The organism is Clostridium kluyveri (genome assembly GCF_001902295.1).
GTDB lineage: Bacteria > Bacillota > Clostridia > Clostridiales > Clostridiaceae > Clostridium_B > Clostridium_B kluyveri_B.
This window is the reverse complement of the sequence record NZ_CP018335.1, coordinates 1701106-1718827: the sequence shown is the minus strand read 5'-3', so window position 1 is coordinate 1718827 and position 17722 is coordinate 1701106. Positions and strand designations below refer to the sequence as shown.

Genomic DNA, 17722 nt, shown 5'->3' with positions numbered 1-17722 from the left:
TTAACTAAATATTATTCTTCATTTAAATAAATATACCTTAATCCATAATACTTCTACTACTTTCAATTTTTACATAATAGTTACCAGAAAGACATATTATTTTATTTTTTAACTGCAATTCAAATAATAACTCATATAATTGTTTTATGTCAATATTAGTAATCCTACATATTTCATCTATATTCCTAGGAATTTGTCCTATAATTTTAAGTATTTTTTCCTCTTTATCATTTAATATATCCTCTTTTTTATAATTTTTATTTACATAAGAAAGCGATAATAATTGAAATAAATCCTGCAGGCATGTAAACACATGAGCTCCATCTCTTATAAGCCTATTTGTTCCCCTACTTTTAGGAGAAAATATAGAATCCGGTACCGCCATCACATCCTTACCCTGTTCTAGCGCACAGCCAGCCGTTATTAAAGCTCCACTTTTACCTCCTGCCTCCACAATGATTATAACATCACTAAGTCCACTTATAATTCTATTTCTTAAAGGAAAATTATAAGCATAGGGCCTTGTTTTAGGGATAAATTCAGACAATACACAACCCCTCTGTAAAATATCTTCATATAATCTTTTATTTTTCGAAGGATATATTACATCTACCCCTGATCCAAGTACTCCACAGGTATATCCTCCACTTTCTATGGAAGCTCTATGAGCACAGCTGTCAATTCCTCTTGCCATGCCACTTATTACATTAATATTATTTATAGAGATTTCTTTGCTTATTAATGAAGTTATATTTTCTCCATAAAAACTACAATCCCTAGCGCCTACCAATGCAACATTTAAATTGTTATTTAAATTCTTAATATTCCCTTTATAAAATAAAACTGGTGGAGAATCACCATAATTTTTTAACCTTTCCGGGTAATCTTCTTCATAAAAATTTACAGTTTTAATGCTTTGCTTAAGACAATATTCCATTAGATTTTGCAATTGTTCTCTATCCCATGCTTTTTTAAATTCCATATATATTTTGTCATTTTTCTTAACAGAATATATATAATTATTATCATAAATATTTTTCTCATATATTTCCTGTATATCAGAAAACCTCTTTATAATATCAATTTTTATTTTATTAGACATCCGTGCAGAGGCAAACCACAGATCATATATATTCATATATTATTCACATCCTCCATGTATAATTATGTAAAGATTATGCTCACAATTCAAATATTTTATTCTTAAGCAATAAAATATCAGCTTAAGTTTACATAGGAAGTTTTTATATGTTATATTAACTATTAAATAAAAGATTTTATCCGAATGCTACCAGTGCTAATACTCCCATCTTCTTCAAAATGGAAGATAAGCACTGCTACGCACCTGGCTAAAGGATAACGTATTCTAAGTGCTAAAGACACTAAGAATACTGTTAATAAGGTTCAGCTGGAGAATAGCATTTCTCTATAGAAAACTCCAACTGAACCTAAGAATCACTTGATTGAGGAGATTAAATATGAATAAGTTATTATTTGGAATATCAGGACTTCCACTTGGAGATGGCAGCACTAAATTCAATTATTCTTCTGCTATAGATTATCTGGCTTACCTGGGCCTTGATGCCATGGAACTGCCTTTTGTCCGTTCTGTAAATGTGACAGATAAAAATAAAGAATCCATATTAAATAAAAAAATAGAGCATAATTTTTATCTCTCAGCTCACGGGTCATATTTCATAAATTTAAATGCAGATGAGGAAGAAAAACAACTGAAATCGCTAGAAAGAATTATAAAAGGTGCTTCTGCACTATCTAAAATTCAAGGAAGAAGCTTGGTATTTCACCCTGGATTTTATTTAAAAGATTCTAAAGAAGATACTTATAATACCATAAAAGGAAATTTGCTTAAGCTTCCCCATGAAAATGTAGATTATCGTCTGGAAACCACCGGTAAAGGCAGCCAATTTGGCAGTTTAGAAGAATTAGTTTCTCTATGCCTAGAAGTACCTTCCTGTAAACTTTGCATAGATTTTGCCCATATTCATGCTAGATATAATGGTGCATTAAAAAATTATGATGATTTTAAACAGATTCTCCAATATGTAGAAGAAAGACTTGGACAGGAAGCTTTAAATGATATGCATATACATATATCTGGCATTCGTTATAGTGAAAAAGGGGAGAGGAATCATCTACCCTTTCTTGAAAGTGATTTCAATTATGTAGAATGTTTAAGAAGTCTAAAAAAATTCAAAGCAAAGGGATGTATAATCTGTGAAAGTCCTATGCTTGAAAAGGACGCTTTGATGCTAAAAAACACATATGAAAAATTATAATATTTTTTATATCTAGAAGATTAAAATGGTAAGTTATTGTCAAGAATTAGCCAGAGGTGATAACATAAAATGGCTATTAAAATAAATACAGCTTCTTTTTTAGGTATAGAGGGAAATATTATATCAGTTGAAGTAGATGTGAAAAGGGGATTTCCATCTTTTAATATAGTGGGTCTTGCAGATACTTCAGTAAAAGAATCCAAAGAAAGGGTAAGAACTTCTATTATAAATTCTGGATTTGAATTTCCTGTAAAAAAAATAACAGTTAATCTAGCTCCTGCAGACATAAAAAAGGTAGGTTCTCTATTCGATTTACCTATAGCCCTTGGAATATTAATTGCCACAAATCAAATAAATTTTCACGATTCACAAAAATTTTTAATAATGGGAGAGCTCTCCCTATGCGGAGACTTGAATAAGATAAGAGGGGTACTTCCAATAACAATGGAAGGTATAAAAAATAATATAATAAATTTTATAGTTCCTATAAATAACGCAGAAGAATGTTCTTCAATAAAGGGAAGTAACTGTTATGCCTTTAGAAATCTAAAGGAAGTAGTCTATTTTATAGAACACAGAGATCTGCTTCCCTACAACTATAAAAAAACATATTCCAAAAAACAATTTTTACCTGATTTCTCAGATGTATTAGGACAGGAAAGTTGTAAACGGGCTATGGAAATTGCCGCTGCTGGAAATCACAATATACTTATCTCAGGTGCTCCTGGGTCAGGAAAGACCATGCTGGCTAAAAGAATGCCTTCCATATTACCTGATCTAAGCTATAAGGAGGCCTTAGAAGTTACAAAAATATATAGTGTAAGTGGAAATTTACCACAAAAAGAAGGGCTGCTTAAAACTCCTCCCTTTAGGAGTCCTCATCACACAAGCACTTCTGTTTCTCTAGTAGGAGGAGGAAAAAATCTAATGCCTGGTGAAATATCCCTAGCTCACAATGGAATACTATTTTTAGATGAAATATTAGAATTTAAAAAAAATGTATTGGAAGCTTTAAGACAGCCCTTAGAAGATAAAAAAATAACCATAAGCAGATCTTCTGGTACCGTTACTTTTCCATGTAATTTTATAACTATTTTGGCCACTAATCTATGTCCCTGCGGAAATTTTTCTTCCAATAGGCCCTGTACTTGTACTGAACATGAGAGAAAAAGGTACATATCAAAATTATCTAGACCCTTTTTAGATAGAATAGATCTATTTACATATGTAAATCCCATCGATTTCAAGTATATTGAAAATTATTCTAAAGGAGAAAGTTCCATAAATATAAAAAAAAGAGTAGAAAATGCCCGAGATATCCAAAAAGAAAGATTTAAAAAAGAAAATATATACTATAATTCAGATATGAACATCTCACTTATAAGAAAATACTGTAAACTTAATAAAAGATCCATAGAGTTAATAAAAAAAATTTATATCAAATATAATTTAACCACTAGAGCTTATAGTAAAATACTAAAAATATCCAGAACCATAGCTGATTTAAATGATTGTGAACAAATAAAAGAAATTCATATAAAAGAAGCCCTATACTATAGAAAATTTATAAATGAGGATTTTTTATAAGTAAAATCTATTAAATCTTATAGAAATCTCTGAAAAAATCTTTATTTTATTTTACAATAACTGTATAATATATGTAATAAAAGTCATTTAATACAAATTTTATAGAAATAGGGTGGTTTTATGTATTTTACATTTGTAATCCTAGGATTAATGCTCGGAATTGTATTGTTTCTAATTGGAGTAAGAACTAATAACATGGATATTATAAGCATTGGAAGCGTAATTTCTATATTTTTCTTATTAATTTGCATAAATATATACATACCTAATCTAATACATAACTTAAATTCTAGTGCAATTAGAATCAAATGATTCAAAAGTTTACTGAATAAAAAATAATAGGTGAATAATGCAAATTTTTATTACAAATGATATAATAATAAAAAAGGTTGGAAATGAAAGGGGAAAATTTATGCATTCTTTTAACAAGGATATAGGTTCCCTGGGCGAAGATATTGCTAAAAATTATTTAAATCAAATAGGATATACTGTACTTGAAAGAAACTTCCGATGTAAAGTAGGTGAAATAGACATTATAGGAAAAGATGGTGATTATATTTGCTTTATAGAAGTTAAGTCTCGCTATGGAAAATTATATGGAAATCCCTGTGAGTCTGTGAATTATCCTAAACGCCTTAAAATCTACAAAGCAGCTAATATATATATGCTGAGAAAGAAATTATTTAAATTTAATTTCAGATTTGACGTAATAGAAATTATATTTAATACTTATAATGATGTTCCATCTATAAAACTTATTAAAGATGCTTTTCAAATATAACTTTATATGTTTTATCTTATACTATATTTCTTAAAAAACTCAATCTATGTATTTTACAGGTGCCGTACTTCTTTATGGCACCAATATGTTCCTTGGTTCCATAACCTGAATTACTCTGAAAATTATATTCAGTATAAACCTTTGAATACTCTCTCATGAGTTCATCCCTATAGACTTTAGCTATAATAGAAGCTGATGCTATACTTACACTTTTTGAATCCCCTTTTATTACAAATTCATTACGAACTGGTAAATTCTTAACAGCATACCCATCAGATAAAACCAACTCTACAGGTAATTTCAAGCCCAATACAGCTTTTCTTAAAACTTCATTATTACACCAGGAAATTCCCCTCTTATCTATTTCTTTGTTATTTATAACTGCAATACTATAGCTTAAAGCCTTTTCTTTTATAGTCTGTGATAATTCATATCTAGCCTTTTGAGTAAGTTTTTTAGAATCTTTTACACCTAAAATTAAATTTTTATCTTCTACATAATTCAAATTAAGTATAACTGCAGCTGCAACTATAGGACCTGCTAAAGGCCCTCTTCCTACTTCATCTGTTCCAGCTACATATATATAATTCCCAAAATATTTATCAAAATTGTACATTTGTTTTACTCTTTCAATTTCCTTTTTTTGATTCAAAAGAAATTTATAAAAATTCAAATATAATCCATTGACATTTTTTCTCTTATCTGCCTTTAGTCTTTTTAAGATCTTTATAAATATGTTGTGATCTTCAAAACTAAAATACTCTTTTTTTAAATTAGTAACTTCTCTTTTTATCTTTTCAAAATTAAATTTTTCCAAATTATCCCAGAATGAATTTTCTATTTCTTCAGTAAGCCTATTTATATTTTCACTACTTTTATACATTACCATTACTCCTCAATAACTATGGTTTTTCTAAAGAAATAGGCCCTAATTTTCCTCCTCTGAATTCATCTAAAAGCATAATAGACACTCTATTATAGTTTATTTCTTTTCCAGATAATATAGCACCTCTTTTTCTTGCTATGTTATTCATATTCTCCAGTGGTTCTTCACTTAATGCATCTAATTTATACCTATTTATTACTCTATCAGGATAATCCCTGCATAATACTTTAAGAAGCATTAATGCCAGATTTTCTATATCCATAATTTCATCTTTTATGGCACCGGTAAAAGCCAAATTTAATTGTGTTTCCTCACTTTCTAATTTAGGCCACAATATACCGGGTGTGTCCATAAGTTCTACTCCTAATTTAGTTTTAATCCACTGCTTACTTTTTGTGACTCCAGGCCTATCTCCTATTTTAGCTATACTACTTTTTGCCATTTTATTGATAAAGGAGGATTTACCTACATTTGGTATTCCCACTACCATAGCTCTATCAACTATTTTGGCAACACCTTTTTTTTTCATTCTATTATGCTTTTCTTCTAATAATTCATTTAACATAGACCTTATGCTTTTAAGACCCTGGCCTGTATTACAATTTACTGCTAAAACCCTCACATTATCTTCAGAAAGGTAACTTATCCACTGCTTGGTTATACTTTCTTCACTTAAATCACTTTTATTTAACAATATTATTCTAGGTTTGCTGCCACAGATATTCTCTATATCAGGATTTTTACTAGCTCTTATTATCCTGGCATCCCTTATTTCTATGACAGCATCTACTAATTTTAAGCTCTCCTTTATTTCTCTTTTAGTCCTAGCCATGTGTCCAGGAAACCAATTTATAGCCATATATTTCTTCTCCTCTAATTTACAACTGAACTTAAGTTCCCCATCCTATTAAAAGGATATATTCTAAGGGCTGCCCTTCCCACTACCATTTTATAATCTACAAATCCCACATCGGAAAATCTACTGTCTCTGCTATTATTTCTATTATCTCCCATTACAAATACAGTGTTTTCAGGTACTGTAACCTCATCAAAATCACCTAACATGGGTTCTAATATATAAGATTCTTTCTTAAGTACATCATTTACATAAAGATTTCCATTTTCAATTTTTATCCTGTCTCCACCTACCCCAATTACTCTTTTAATAAATTTTTCTTTAGGATTTGCAGGATATTTTATTACCACTATATCCCCAGCTTTTGGTGCTCTAAAATAGTAACTTACTTTTTCCACAATTAAACGATCCTTATTGTTTAAAGTAGGATCCATAGAGTGCCCATCTACACTTACCGTTTCAAATACAAAAGTTATAATTAAAAATGCAGCTATAATAGCTATCACTACAGATTTGCCAAGTTCTATCAATTCCTTCAACACACTTCTACACCACCTTAACATACAAAAGAGGGACTTTATAAAGCCCCTCTTTTATTTTAATATTTCTTTTACCTTAGCCGCTTTACCTACTCTATCTCTTAAATAATATAATTTGGCTCTTCTTACTTTACCTCTTCTTACTACTTGTATTTTTTCTATTATAGGAGCGTTAACAGGAAATGTTCTTTCAACACCTACACCGTAAGCAACTCTTCTGACCGTGAAAGTTTCCCTCACACCACCATTTTGTCTTTTCAAAACTATACCTTCAAAAACCTGTACTCTCTGTCTATTTCCTTCTTTAATTCTTACATGAACCTTTACTGTATCCCCTATGTTAAAATTAGGCAGATCAGTTCTTATATATTCTGATTCTATTTGCTTTATTATATCTAACATTGTGCATAACCTCCTAAACAATTATTAAACGCTCTTATCTTGTAATATTCATAGACAGAGGAACGCCCGTATGACACAAAAAGAATTTTATCACAACCATATTTTTTTTTCAATATATAATTTAAATCTGTGATTATAACTTAAATTATAATAGGAACTATTTAATCAGTATATCCATTCTCATATAATTTTATTAGTTCTCTATCTTCTTTGGATAGCTCTATTCTTTCAAATAAATCCGGGCGTTTACTTTTAGTTAATATAAGTGACTTTGCCCTTCTCCATTTCCTTATATTTTTATGATGACCAGATATGAGAACTTCAGGTACCCTATCTCCCCTGAAAAATTCTGGTCTTGTATACTGTGGATATTCAAGTACCCCATTATAAAAAGATTCTTCAGTATAACTTTCAATACTTGAAAGTACACCAGGTATCATTCTGCATATGCTGTCCACAATAGGAATACAAGCCATTTCACCACCAGTCACTATAAAATCTCCAATAGATATTTCTAAGTCTATATGCCTATAAACTCTTTCATCTACCCCTTCATAATGTCCGCATAAAAATATTAGTTCTTTTTCTCTTGAAAGTTTTTTTGCCATAGACTGGTCGAAAATTTTACCTCTAGGTCCTAAATACACTACATTACCCTTATTTTGAGCTTTTACACTATTTATACAATCCACAATAGGCTGGGCAGTCATTATCATTCCAGAACCACCCCCATAGGGATAATCATCTACTTTTCTATGTTTATTTTGGGTAAAATTCCTTATATTAAAAGTATTTATACTTAAAATATTTTTTTCAATAGCCCTTCCAATTATACTATAATTAAATATATGAAACATTTCTGGAAAAAGGGTTAATATATCTATTTTTACATCCATGTTTCCACCGGCTTTATAATTATTTCCTGTTTTTCTACATCTACTTTTAAAACTACGTCCTCTATGGCTGGAATTAAAAGTTCATTATCCCCTTTTATCCAGTAAACATCATTATGATGTGTATGTATTACCTCTGATATTTTTCCATAAAAAACTCCTTCTTCATCTATTACTCTACATCCTACTATATCAACAATAAAATATCTTCCTTCTTCTAGTTTAACTGCATCTTCTCTAGATACTTCTAAATATTTGCCCTTATACTCCAGAGCTTTTTCTATGGAATCTATACCTTCTATTTTAAGAATAACCTTTTTAGACTGCAGCTTACATCCAGTTATACTTTTCAATATACCTTCTACATATACAGATTTTAGTTCCTTAAATCTATTAATATCATCGGTTAAAGGGTATACTTTTAGTTCTCCTTTTAGTCCATGAGTATTTATTATTTGTCCTACCGTTATAAAATCTTTCATAGAAAATACCATCCTGTTTTTTTGTGAATCGCCACCAACACAAGCAGTAGTGGCTTCATGATGGGTTTGATATTTAAGTTTTAATTTAACAGGGAATATACTCCCCTTTATTCCTCATAGTTTAAACTACAAAAGAAATACAGTTTAGATAATATAAGAGTTAGATAATCTAACTCCTATATTATCTCTACAACCACTCTTTTATTCTCTTTTATAGCCGCAGCTTTTACTACAGTTCTTATAGCCTTAGCTATTCTTCCCTGCTTTCCTATTACTTTTCCCATATCCTCTGGTGCAACTTTTAATTCAAGAATTATAGATTGCTCACCTGAAATTTCATTTACTTGAACCATATCTGGGTTATCCACTAGTGATTTAGCAATAATCTCCACTAATTCTTTCATTTAATACACCCCCAGTTAATTACTTACCAAGTTTATCCTTTAGACCTGCCTTATCAAAAAGCTTCTTTACAACGTCTGTTGGTTGAGCACCATTTTTTATCCATTTTACAGCTTTTTCTTCGTCAAATTTAATGATAGTAGGCTCAGTTACAGGATTATAATATCCTATTTCTTCCACGAATCTGCCATCTCTTGGGGATCTTGAATCCGCTACAACAATTCTATAAAACGGAGCTTTCTTAGCACCCATTCTTCTTAATCTTATTTTTACTGCCATTAATATCACCTCCTTAGTAGTATCAAGCAATTCTTAGGTTCAGGTGAAGCTTATCAAGAATGAACTATTCTTCCTCTAAACCCTTATTATATTTTAAAAAGGAAATTTACCAAATGCTCCCTTTTTAAAGCCTTTTTTCATACCATTAAATTGTTTCATTGTTTTTTTAATCTTTTCAAAATCTTTAAGAAGTTTATTTACTGTCTGTATGTTAGTACCAGAACCCGCGGCTATTCTTTTCTTTCGCGAAGAAGAGCCACTTACAATGGAAGGTTTCCTTCTCTCTTTTAAGGTCATAGAATTAATTATGGCTTCAATCTTTACCATCTCTTTTTCTCCCCGAGAAAGATCTACTCCTTTTAATTCCTTCATATTTACTCCTGGAACCATTTCTATAAGTTTACTTATGGGCCCTAGTTTTTTAGTTTGAGCCATTAGAGCTAAAAAGTCTTCAAAATTAAACTCCTTATTCAGCATCCTGTCTCCTAACTTCTTGGCCTCTTCCTCATCAATTGACTGTTGTGCTTTTTCTATAAGTGAAAGTACATCTCCCATACCTAGTATTCTGGAAGCCATTCTATCTGGATAGAATACTTCAAGATCATTCATTTTCTCTCCCATGCCTACAAATTTTATAGGTTTGCCTGTAATAGCTCTTATGGAGAGAGCTGCTCCTCCCCTTGTATCTCCATCTAATTTTGTAAGTACAACTCCATTTATATTAAGCTGTTCATTAAAACTAGATGCCACATTAACAGCATCCTGTCCAGTCATAGAATCCACTACCAAAAGTATTTCCTGTGGATTTATATTTTCTTTTATCTGTTTCAGTTCATCCATCAATTCTTCATCTATTTGAAGTCTACCTGCAGTATCTATTATGATTACATTTAACTTATTATCTTTAGCATAAGTCACTGCACCTTTACATATGTCTACAGCCTCTACCTTATCACCCATGGAAAATACAGGTATATCAATTTGTTTTCCAACTATCTGCAGCTGTTTTATTGCTGCAGGCCTATATATATCACAGGCTACCAAAAGAGGTTTTTTATTCTTTTTTCTAAGCTGTAGTGCCAATTTTCCACACATGGTGGTTTTTCCTGATCCTTGAAGTCCCACTAGCATTATAATAGTTAACCCATCAGAAGAATATTCAATAGAACTTTCGCTGTTACCCATTAAAGAGGTAAGTTCTTCATTTACTATTTTTATAACCTGCTGTGCAGGAGTAAGGCTTTTTAGCACCTCTTCTCCTAAACATTTTTCACTAACACTTTTAACAAAATTTCTTACTACTTTATAGTTAACATCCGCCTCTAAAAGTGCTAGTTTTACTTCCCTCATAGCATCTTTTATATCTTTTTCAGAAAGTTTGCCTTTGCCTCTAAGCTTTTTTAAAGTTTCCTGAAGCTTAGACGCTAATCCTTCAAAAGCCATGCTAATCCTCCTAAACTCAAATATTATTCATTATATAGTTTTTTATTTTATCTAATACTTCAGTATTTTTATCAGAGTACAGTGAGTCTATAAAGTCGATAATGCCTTTTTTATTCTCTTCTATATATTTTTTTTCTTCCATCAAATTTAATTTATCTTCATAGTGTACTAAAAGCATATGGCATCTTTTTATAATATCATACACTGCCTGCCTACTGGTACTGGTATGTTCGGCTATTTCTGCCAGAGACAGATCCTGATTATAATAAAGATCCAAAACATTTCTCTGTTTTTCCGTTAAGAGCTCTCCATATATATCAAGTAATATGGAAAGCCGTACTCTCTCTTCCATAATACCCTCTCAATTTAAAAATACTTTAAAATTTCTTAACGAGTCTTATAATATCAAAATTTTGAAATGATGTCAAGTATTTTTACTTAACACCTAGAATAATGCCTCTATAAATTCCCTGCTTTTAAATTCCTGTAAATCATATATACCTTCTCCCACTCCTATTAATTTTACCGGTATATTTAACATATGCTTTATCGATATAACTATACCTCCTTTAGCAGTTCCATCTAATTTGGTAAGTACTATGCCATCTATGGGACAAACTTCCATAAATTGTTTAGCCTGCTGCAGGGCATTTTGCCCCGTTGTAGCATCTAATACAAGAAAGGTTTGCCTATATGCCTCTTTATACTCTCTATCTATTACTCTATTTATTTTTGCAAGTTCCTCCATTAAATTTTTTTTGTTATGTAATCTACCTGCAGTATCACAAACTAGAACATCTGCCTTTCTTGCTTTTGATGCTTGAATGGCATCAAAAATAACTGCAGCAGGGTCTGATCCTGCCTGATGTTTTATTATATCCACTCCTGCCCTCTCACTCCATATTTCCAGCTGTTCTATAGCTGCTGCCCTAAAGGTATCTGCTGCAGCCATAATCACCTTATATCCTTCATCTTTTAACCTACAGCATATCTTTCCTATAGAAGTAGTCTTTCCCACGCCATTTACGCCTATTACAAGAATTATTTCCGGAGTATTACTAGGTTCTATGCTGTTTTCTTCGTCCCCCAGTATATCCATTATCACCTCTTTTAAAGAATTACTTAAAAGAGATGGATCTTTTATTTTTTCTTCTTTTATTTTTTTCTTTAAATTTTCTATAATATACAGTGTAGTTTCTACTCCTATGTCACAGGTTATAAGTATCTCTTCTAATTCCTCATAAAGTTCTTCGTCAATATTAACTGCCTTACTTAAAAGATCCGTTATCTTTTCTGTGAAATTATTTTTAGTTTTTTCAAGTCCATTTTTTAATTTATCAAAAAATCCTTTAAACATAATATATCTGTCATCTCCTTATATCATAATTTTAGAGAAATTATTTTTGAAACTCCTTTTTCTTCCATAGTAACACCATATAAAACGTCACTTACCTCCATAGTTCCTTTCCTGTGAGTTATTACAATAAATTGGGTGTCCCTTGAAAACTTCCTAAGAAATTCTGCATACCGTAATACATTGGCATCATCTAATGATGCCTCTATTTCATCCAATATACAAAAAGGAGTAGGCTTAATCTTCAGCATAGCAAATAAAAGAGCTATGGCAGATAATCCCTTTTCTCCTCCGGACATAAGATTTATATTTTGAAGTTTTTTACCTGGAGGTTGTACTGTTATATCTATATTCCCAGTAAGCTCATCTCCCTTAGTAAGTACCAAATCGGCACTTCCTCCTTTGAATAATTCTCTAAATGTATCATTAAAATTTTTCTTTAACTTAACAAAATTTTCTTTAAATACGCCCTTCATTTTTTCTGTCATTGCATCTATTACTTTTTTTAATTCTTGTTTTGATTTTATCAAGTCTTCTTTTTGAGAACTTAAGAAAATTATTTTTTCCTGTAAATTTTTATATTCTTCTATTGCCCCTAGGTTCACAACTCCAAGCTTAGAAATACTGCTTTTTAAATGTACTATTTTGCCTTTATATTCTTCTAAATTTTCTATTTGGACATCGTACTCTATATCCCCATCACAGGTAATATTCATATCTTCTTTTAATCTCGAATATATATTGTCTTTTTGAGAATTCAATTTTGTAAGTTCAAGCTGTATTTTATGAAGAGATGTTTCTTTTTTATTTATTATAAGTGTTAAATTATCTACTTTCTCGTTACTATCATTTATTTTTTGTTTTAGTTCAATAGTTTTTACATGACTTTCTTCTATATTTTCCTGTAGTTTTTCCATATATTGCTTTAAATCTTTTACTTCTTTTTCATTTGAATACATATTAAGTTTATTCTTATGTATAATTTCTTCAGAAAGTTTGATTTCCTCGACTATAGATCTATTTTTAACATCCATGGATTTTATTTCCTGATGCAATCTTGACAATTCTCTCTCACCACTTAAAATATTTTCACTAATCTGAGCCCTTTCTACTTTTAAACTGGTAAGACTTTCTTTCAAATCTGTAATATGCTTTCTAGCTTCTTTTAATTCCTCTTCCATTTTTAAAATATAATCATCATTTTTAACTTCTTCCTTAGAATACTCTTTTAATTTTTCCTCTTCTTCCTGTAATTCATTTAAGTTAGTTTCTTTATTCTTATAAAGCATTTTTATTTCTCTATTGGCTGTTTCTCTACTTTCTATTAATTTTTCAGTTTCTCCCTCTATGGTATCATTTTGCTGATGTAATTTAGTAAGTTCTATATTCTCTGAATATATTTTCTCCTTGAAATCTTCATTTTGGTAATGAAGTTTTTCCTTGTCAGACTTAACCTTTCTTATATCTTCATTTAGAACCTGTAGAGTTTCTTTTGTATTTTCTATTTTAACTAAAGTTTCTTCTATTTCTCTTTTTCTGCCTATTATATTGCTGCTTCTCTTTTGAAGACTTCCTCCAGTAATCGCCCCTCCCGAATTTACTACATCACCGGATAAAGTAACTATTTTAAAGCTGTATTCTGCTAATTTGGCTATTTCAAAAGCATTATCTATATTTTCACAGATTATTGTTCTTCCCAATATATAATCCAAAACATCTTTAAACTCCTTACTGTAACTTACCAATTCACTAGCAATTCCAATAAAACCTTTTATATCCTCAAATTTATGTAAATTTGAAATTTTTCTCCCTTTAATTATAGAAATAGGCAAAAAAGTAGCTCTACCCATTTTATTATCTTTAAGATATTTTATAATAGTTTTAGCTATAATTTCATTCTTAGTTATTACACTGGATATACTATTCCCCAAGGAAATTTCTATACAAGTTTCAAATTTTTTCTGCAAACTTATTATTTCTCCCACTAAAAAACAACTCTGTGCAGGCACATCCAGCTTATGGTTTTTTATATTTTCCATAAGTGCTTTTACAGTTCTATTATACCCTTCGTAGTGTTTATGAAAATTTACAAGCATTTTATAATTTGCTTCCAATGTATTATGCAGGGCATTTAGTTTTTGCAGACTATTCTCTTTAAGATTCAATATATTGGTTAATTCTAAAATTCCACTGTTATTTTCATCAATCTTATTTTGGTAAACCGATATATTTTTTTTTATATTAGAAATTTCACCAAGTAGCTTATTTTTTTTCTCAGAATTTATTATAATGGCTTCACTGTAACTTTCATAGGAACTTTTTAATTTATCAATTTTTTCTACAATATTTTCTCCATCTTTTTTAATTGAAATAATGTGACTCCTAAGCTTTGAAATATTACTAAAATACTGTATTTTATCCTCTTTCAACTTTTTACATATATTTTCCCTGCCATAAATATCTTTTTCAATTTTTTTTATATTATTCTCATAGTCCAATATACTTATATTAACTTCTTTTTCCCGATTTTTTAATTCTAAAAGATTTTGATTTTGCAGAGTTATTCCTTCTGATTTTTTAATTTTATCATTTTCTATTTGTTTTAACTCCAAATGATTTCTTTTTATGTTACCTTCTAGATCCTCTATTTTTTGTTTTAAAAGTTTTATCTTATTCTCTCCCTGATTAATCAATTCTCTTTTATCATAATAATCCTTTTCACGTCTGGTGCTTTCATCTACAATATTTTCCATTCTTATATTATATCCATTTATATCCTCTTTTAATTTTGTAAGCTCTAAATGTGATTCTCTATTACTGCTTGTTATGCGTTCTATAGAACTCTCTAGTTCATCTATTTTATGCTGTATTTTTTTTAGAGAATATATAAGTACTGCTTTTTCCTTATCCTTTAACTCATCAGATAGCCTTAAAAATTCATCAGCTTTTTTATTTTCTAGTTCAAGGGGTTTTAATCTTTCCTCATAGGTCTGTAGAATATCTTCTATTCTTATTAAATTTACTTCTGTATTCTCTAGCTTTTTCTCTGCCTCTGATCTTCTCCATCTAAATTTAACAATACCTGCAGCTTCTTCCAAAAGAAGTCTTCTATCTTCCTGTTTTCCACTTAACAAGGCGTCTATTCTACCCTGACCTATTATAGAGTACCCTTCTCTTCCTATACCTGTATCCATGAAAAGTTCATGGATATCTCGAAGCCTGCACTGCACATTATTTATATAATATTCACTTTCTCCAGACCTATAAAGTCTCCTTAAAACAGTTATATTAGAATACTCAAGAGAAAGTTTTTTATCTTCATTGTCTAGGGTAAGAGAGACCTGGCATAAACCTAATGGTTTTCTAAATTGCGTACCTGCAAAAATAACATCTTCCATCTTGCCTCCCCTTAAAGTTTTTACACTCTGTTCTCCAAGTACCCATCTAACCGCATCTGAAATATTGCTCTTTCCACTTCCATTTGGGCCTACTATAGATGTGATTCCTCCTGTAAATAGTAACTCCGTTTTATCCGCAAAAGACTTAAATCCTTTTATCTCAATAGTTTTCAAGAACATAGACAAGTCACTCCTTATCTGTTAAAAAAGCATTGGAAGTAATCCAATTACAAACATAAATACCACTAAAACTATTATTACTTTTAACATTTTATCCCTAGTATTCTTCTTCATGATACTTATCTCCTTCTAAAAATTTTTATAATTATTTATTATATAATCATTCAACTCTATATGTTTATTGAAATTTTCCCCAAATATATTTAAAGCCTCTCTGCCCATGGAGAAATCTTGTACAACTTTTATAGAACAATGAATAAATTTTTCCTTCATATGCTTAAAATATTCCTTTTTATTTGCATAAAGTTTGGAAAGGTCTCTGTTATTTATTTCAATAGTTATTTCTCCTTTATAAGGTACAGGTATATTTTCTTCTATGATGTGGTTATAAATTCTACCTTCCACCAGTTCTCTAAAGGCAGGATGAAAAGGACCTGCTATCACATCCTTGCCTAAATTTATATTTTCTGTAGGTTGAAGTCCTATCCTTATTATCTTTATTTTATTAGCTCTTAAAATACAATATAAAGTTTTGCATATATCCACTGCTTCAGAGAGCCTATAGGGTCTATACTGTTTCTTTTTATACATATTCTCCATAGCGGTTCCTTTTATCACCAGAGCGGGATATATTCTGTATATATCTGGCTTCATACTTATTGAATTCCTCACTGTTTCAATATCCTTTTCAAAAGTATCACAGGGTAATCCCACCATAATTTGATGTCCAAGTACAAATCCATATTTTTTCACAAGATAAGATGCATATTTTACATCTTCGCTAGAATGTCCTCTTCCCGATTTAAGAAGTACATCACTATCTAGTGACTGTATGCCAAGTTCTATTATATCCACAGAATACTCCCTTAGGTTATCAAGTATATAATTATCAATATAATCTGGCCTTGTGGATAGACGAATATAATCTATATGCCCTTCATCCTTATATTCTTTAGCTACCCCTAATAATTCCCTCTGCTTATCTATGGGTATAGCCGTAAAAGTCCCTCCAAAAAAAGATACTTCCACTTTAGAAGTACTTCTTTTTATGGTTTTCAAATAGTCTTCTATAGTTCTCCTAACAAAATTAACATCCACCTTTTGTTCATTTCCAGTAATTATCCTTTGATCACAAAAAATACAATTATGAGGGCATCCCTCATGGGGAACAAATATGGGTATTATATAATGTTTATTTTTCATTTGTATCTATCCCCTCTTTATTCCATTTGTCCTCACTCTTTAATTTTTTTAAAGCATCTTGGGCCGCATTTTGTTCAGATTCCTTTTTAGTATATCCTACACCACTTCCCATCACATTATTAGCTACACAAACCTTGGTATAAAATTTTCGCCTATGAGGAGGACCTTCGTACTTTATGAGCATATATTCTATGTGTATATCTCCATCTTGCTGTACAATTTCCTGAAGATTGGTCTTATAATCCAATACTATTTGATTCTTTATAGCTTTTTCTATAATATCTTTAAAACTGTCTATTATAAATTGTTTTGTTTTTTTATATCCAGAATCTATATAAATAGCTGCAATAATAGCTTCAACACAATTTGCAAGTATTGAGGTTCTCTCCCTGCCCCCCGTAATTTCCTCTCCTTTACTCATTTTTATATATTTACCAATATTCCACTTTTTAGCTACCTCATATAGAGAATTTTCACAAACTATCAATGACCTCTTTTTAGTGAGTTCTCCTTCTGACTTACTCTTATATATTAAAAATAAATATTCAGATATACAAAGCTGCAATACAGAATCCCCTAAAAACTCCATTCTTTCATTGAATTTCACTCCTTTTTTTCCATTAGCATAGGAACTATGCGTTAACGCCGTATCTATTAATTCCTTATCATTAAAGGATATGTTCAATGTTTTTTCCACTTCTTCAAAATAATTTACCTTTTCCATTTTATATTTCTCCCTT

Annotated in this window: 19 protein-coding genes; 3 read left to right on the top strand and 16 right to left on the bottom strand. The window is 30.3% G+C overall.

Translation table 11 applies throughout. The features are described from left to right. Positions 1 to 37 precede the first annotated feature (37 nt). A complete protein-coding gene (dprA, locus tag BS101_RS08460; protein ID WP_073538430.1) occupies positions 38 to 1138 on the bottom strand; it encodes a DNA-processing protein DprA in 1101 nt (366 codons plus the stop codon). A gap of 340 nt (positions 1139 to 1478) precedes the next feature. Here dprA and BS101_RS08455 point away from each other — a divergent pair, with 340 nt between their 5' ends. The 3 genes from BS101_RS08455 (at position 1479) to BS101_RS08440 (ending at position 4665) form a co-directional block, all read left to right on the top strand. Further along, the gene (locus BS101_RS08455) at positions 1479 to 2297 is read left to right on the top strand and encodes a TIM barrel protein (protein WP_073538429.1); all 819 of its coding nucleotides are present in this window, start codon (positions 1479 to 1481) and stop codon (positions 2295 to 2297) included. Positions 2298 to 2366: 69 nt separating this feature from the next. Continuing rightward, on the top strand, positions 2367 to 3884 hold the full coding sequence (locus BS101_RS08450; RefSeq protein WP_073538428.1) for a YifB family Mg chelatase-like AAA ATPase: 1518 nt from the start codon (positions 2367 to 2369) through the stop codon (positions 3882 to 3884). Between the two features lie 412 nt (positions 3885 to 4296). Further along, a complete protein-coding gene (locus BS101_RS08440) occupies positions 4297 to 4665 on the top strand; it encodes a YraN family protein (RefSeq protein WP_012101799.1) in 369 nt (122 codons plus the stop codon). Positions 4666 to 4681: 16 nt separating this feature from the next. Here BS101_RS08440 and BS101_RS08435 read toward each other — a convergent pair whose 3' ends face one another. The 15 genes from BS101_RS08435 to rnc all read right to left on the bottom strand — a co-directional run bounded on the left by BS101_RS08435 (position 4682) and on the right by rnc (position 17706). Then, positions 4682 to 5548, bottom strand: a complete 867-nt coding sequence (locus BS101_RS08435) for a ribonuclease HII (protein ID WP_073538426.1) — start codon at positions 5546 to 5548, stop codon at positions 4682 to 4684. 19 nt (positions 5549 to 5567) lie between these two features. Then, positions 5568 to 6410 carry a ribosome biogenesis GTPase YlqF gene (ylqF, locus tag BS101_RS08430; protein ID WP_073538425.1) on the bottom strand — a complete coding sequence of 281 codons (843 nt, stop codon included), beginning with the start codon at positions 6408 to 6410 and terminating at the stop codon, positions 5568 to 5570. A 14-nt stretch (positions 6411 to 6424) separates the two neighbouring features. Then, a complete protein-coding gene (gene lepB / locus BS101_RS08425) occupies positions 6425 to 6949 on the bottom strand; it encodes a signal peptidase I (protein WP_073538424.1) in 525 nt (174 codons plus the stop codon). A gap of 51 nt (positions 6950 to 7000) precedes the next feature. Next, entirely contained in the window at positions 7001 to 7348 is a 348-nt protein-coding gene (gene rplS, locus BS101_RS08420; protein ID WP_073538423.1) for a 50S ribosomal protein L19, read from the bottom strand. Between the two features lie 161 nt (positions 7349 to 7509). After that, positions 7510 to 8244, bottom strand: a complete 735-nt coding sequence (gene trmD, locus BS101_RS08415) for a tRNA (guanosine(37)-N1)-methyltransferase TrmD (protein WP_073538422.1) — start codon at positions 8242 to 8244, stop codon at positions 7510 to 7512. Next, the gene (gene rimM / locus BS101_RS08410; protein ID WP_073538421.1) at positions 8235 to 8723 is read right to left on the bottom strand and encodes a ribosome maturation factor RimM; all 489 of its coding nucleotides are present in this window, start codon (positions 8721 to 8723) and stop codon (positions 8235 to 8237) included. The genes trmD and rimM overlap by 10 nt, the downstream gene beginning before the upstream one ends. 176 nt (positions 8724 to 8899) lie before the next feature. After that, the gene (locus tag BS101_RS08405; RefSeq protein ID WP_012101792.1) at positions 8900 to 9127 is read right to left on the bottom strand and encodes a KH domain-containing protein; all 228 of its coding nucleotides are present in this window, start codon (positions 9125 to 9127) and stop codon (positions 8900 to 8902) included. Between the two features lie 19 nt (positions 9128 to 9146). Beyond that, the gene (gene rpsP / locus BS101_RS08400) at positions 9147 to 9404 is read right to left on the bottom strand and encodes a 30S ribosomal protein S16 (RefSeq protein WP_073538420.1); all 258 of its coding nucleotides are present in this window, start codon (positions 9402 to 9404) and stop codon (positions 9147 to 9149) included. A gap of 93 nt (positions 9405 to 9497) precedes the next feature. Then, the gene (gene ffh, locus BS101_RS08395) at positions 9498 to 10847 is read right to left on the bottom strand and encodes a signal recognition particle protein (protein WP_073538419.1); all 1350 of its coding nucleotides are present in this window, start codon (positions 10845 to 10847) and stop codon (positions 9498 to 9500) included. 16 nt (positions 10848 to 10863) lie between these two features. After that, positions 10864 to 11199 carry a putative DNA-binding protein gene (locus tag BS101_RS08390; RefSeq protein WP_073538418.1) on the bottom strand — a complete coding sequence of 112 codons (336 nt, stop codon included), beginning with the start codon at positions 11197 to 11199 and terminating at the stop codon, positions 10864 to 10866. Positions 11200 to 11292: 93 nt separating this feature from the next. Further along, the gene (ftsY, locus tag BS101_RS08385; RefSeq protein ID WP_073538417.1) at positions 11293 to 12204 is read right to left on the bottom strand and encodes a signal recognition particle-docking protein FtsY; all 912 of its coding nucleotides are present in this window, start codon (positions 12202 to 12204) and stop codon (positions 11293 to 11295) included. Positions 12205 to 12227: 23 nt separating this feature from the next. After that, positions 12228 to 15779 carry a chromosome segregation protein SMC gene (gene smc, locus BS101_RS08380; RefSeq protein WP_073538416.1) on the bottom strand — a complete coding sequence of 1184 codons (3552 nt, stop codon included), beginning with the start codon at positions 15777 to 15779 and terminating at the stop codon, positions 12228 to 12230. 21 nt (positions 15780 to 15800) lie between these two features. After that, the gene (locus BS101_RS22660; RefSeq protein WP_148204830.1) at positions 15801 to 15893 is read right to left on the bottom strand and encodes a DUF4044 domain-containing protein; all 93 of its coding nucleotides are present in this window, start codon (positions 15891 to 15893) and stop codon (positions 15801 to 15803) included. Positions 15894 to 15908: 15 nt separating this feature from the next. Beyond that, positions 15909 to 16982, bottom strand: a complete 1074-nt coding sequence (locus tag BS101_RS08375; protein WP_073538415.1) for an elongator complex protein 3 — start codon at positions 16980 to 16982, stop codon at positions 15909 to 15911. Then, positions 16972 to 17706, bottom strand: a complete 735-nt coding sequence (rnc, locus tag BS101_RS08370; RefSeq protein WP_073538414.1) for a ribonuclease III — start codon at positions 17704 to 17706, stop codon at positions 16972 to 16974. Before rnc ends, BS101_RS08375 begins: the two co-directional genes overlap by 11 nt. Between the last annotated feature and the right edge of the window lie 16 nt (positions 17707 to 17722).

What these genes read in the sequence shown, in the direction of transcription:
- dprA (WP_073538430.1), bottom strand. Translation starts at nt 1,138, where the DNA reads ATGAATATATATGATCTGTGGTTTGCCTCTGCACGGATGTCTAATAAA.
- BS101_RS08455 (WP_073538429.1), top strand. Translation starts at nt 1,479, where the DNA reads ATGAATAAGTTATTATTTGGAATATCAGGACTTCCACTTGGAGATGGC.
- BS101_RS08450 (WP_073538428.1), top strand. Translation starts at nt 2,367, where the DNA reads ATGGCTATTAAAATAAATACAGCTTCTTTTTTAGGTATAGAGGGAAAT.
- BS101_RS08440 (WP_012101799.1), top strand. Translation starts at nt 4,297, where the DNA reads ATGCATTCTTTTAACAAGGATATAGGTTCCCTGGGCGAAGATATTGCT.
- BS101_RS08435 (WP_073538426.1), bottom strand. Translation starts at nt 5,548, where the DNA reads ATGTATAAAAGTAGTGAAAATATAAATAGGCTTACTGAAGAAATAGAA.
- ylqF (WP_073538425.1), bottom strand. Translation starts at nt 6,410, where the DNA reads ATGGCTATAAATTGGTTTCCTGGACACATGGCTAGGACTAAAAGAGAA.
- rplS (WP_073538423.1), bottom strand. Translation starts at nt 7,348, where the DNA reads ATGTTAGATATAATAAAGCAAATAGAATCAGAATATATAAGAACTGAT.
- trmD (WP_073538422.1), bottom strand. Translation starts at nt 8,244, where the DNA reads ATGGATGTAAAAATAGATATATTAACCCTTTTTCCAGAAATGTTTCAT.
- rimM (WP_073538421.1), bottom strand. Translation starts at nt 8,723, where the DNA reads ATGAAAGATTTTATAACGGTAGGACAAATAATAAATACTCATGGACTA.
- BS101_RS08405 (WP_012101792.1), bottom strand. Translation starts at nt 9,127, where the DNA reads ATGAAAGAATTAGTGGAGATTATTGCTAAATCACTAGTGGATAACCCA.
- rpsP (WP_073538420.1), bottom strand. Translation starts at nt 9,404, where the DNA reads ATGGCAGTAAAAATAAGATTAAGAAGAATGGGTGCTAAGAAAGCTCCG.
- ffh (WP_073538419.1), bottom strand. Translation starts at nt 10,847, where the DNA reads ATGGCTTTTGAAGGATTAGCGTCTAAGCTTCAGGAAACTTTAAAAAAG.
- BS101_RS08390 (WP_073538418.1), bottom strand. Translation starts at nt 11,199, where the DNA reads ATGGAAGAGAGAGTACGGCTTTCCATATTACTTGATATATATGGAGAG.
- ftsY (WP_073538417.1), bottom strand. Translation starts at nt 12,204, where the DNA reads ATGTTTAAAGGATTTTTTGATAAATTAAAAAATGGACTTGAAAAAACT.
- smc (WP_073538416.1), bottom strand. Translation starts at nt 15,779, where the DNA reads ATGTTCTTGAAAACTATTGAGATAAAAGGATTTAAGTCTTTTGCGGAT.
- BS101_RS22660 (WP_148204830.1), bottom strand. Translation starts at nt 15,893, where the DNA reads ATGAAGAAGAATACTAGGGATAAAATGTTAAAAGTAATAATAGTTTTA.
- BS101_RS08375 (WP_073538415.1), bottom strand. Translation starts at nt 16,982, where the DNA reads ATGAAAAATAAACATTATATAATACCCATATTTGTTCCCCATGAGGGA.
- rnc (WP_073538414.1), bottom strand. Translation starts at nt 17,706, where the DNA reads ATGGAAAAGGTAAATTATTTTGAAGAAGTGGAAAAAACATTGAACATA.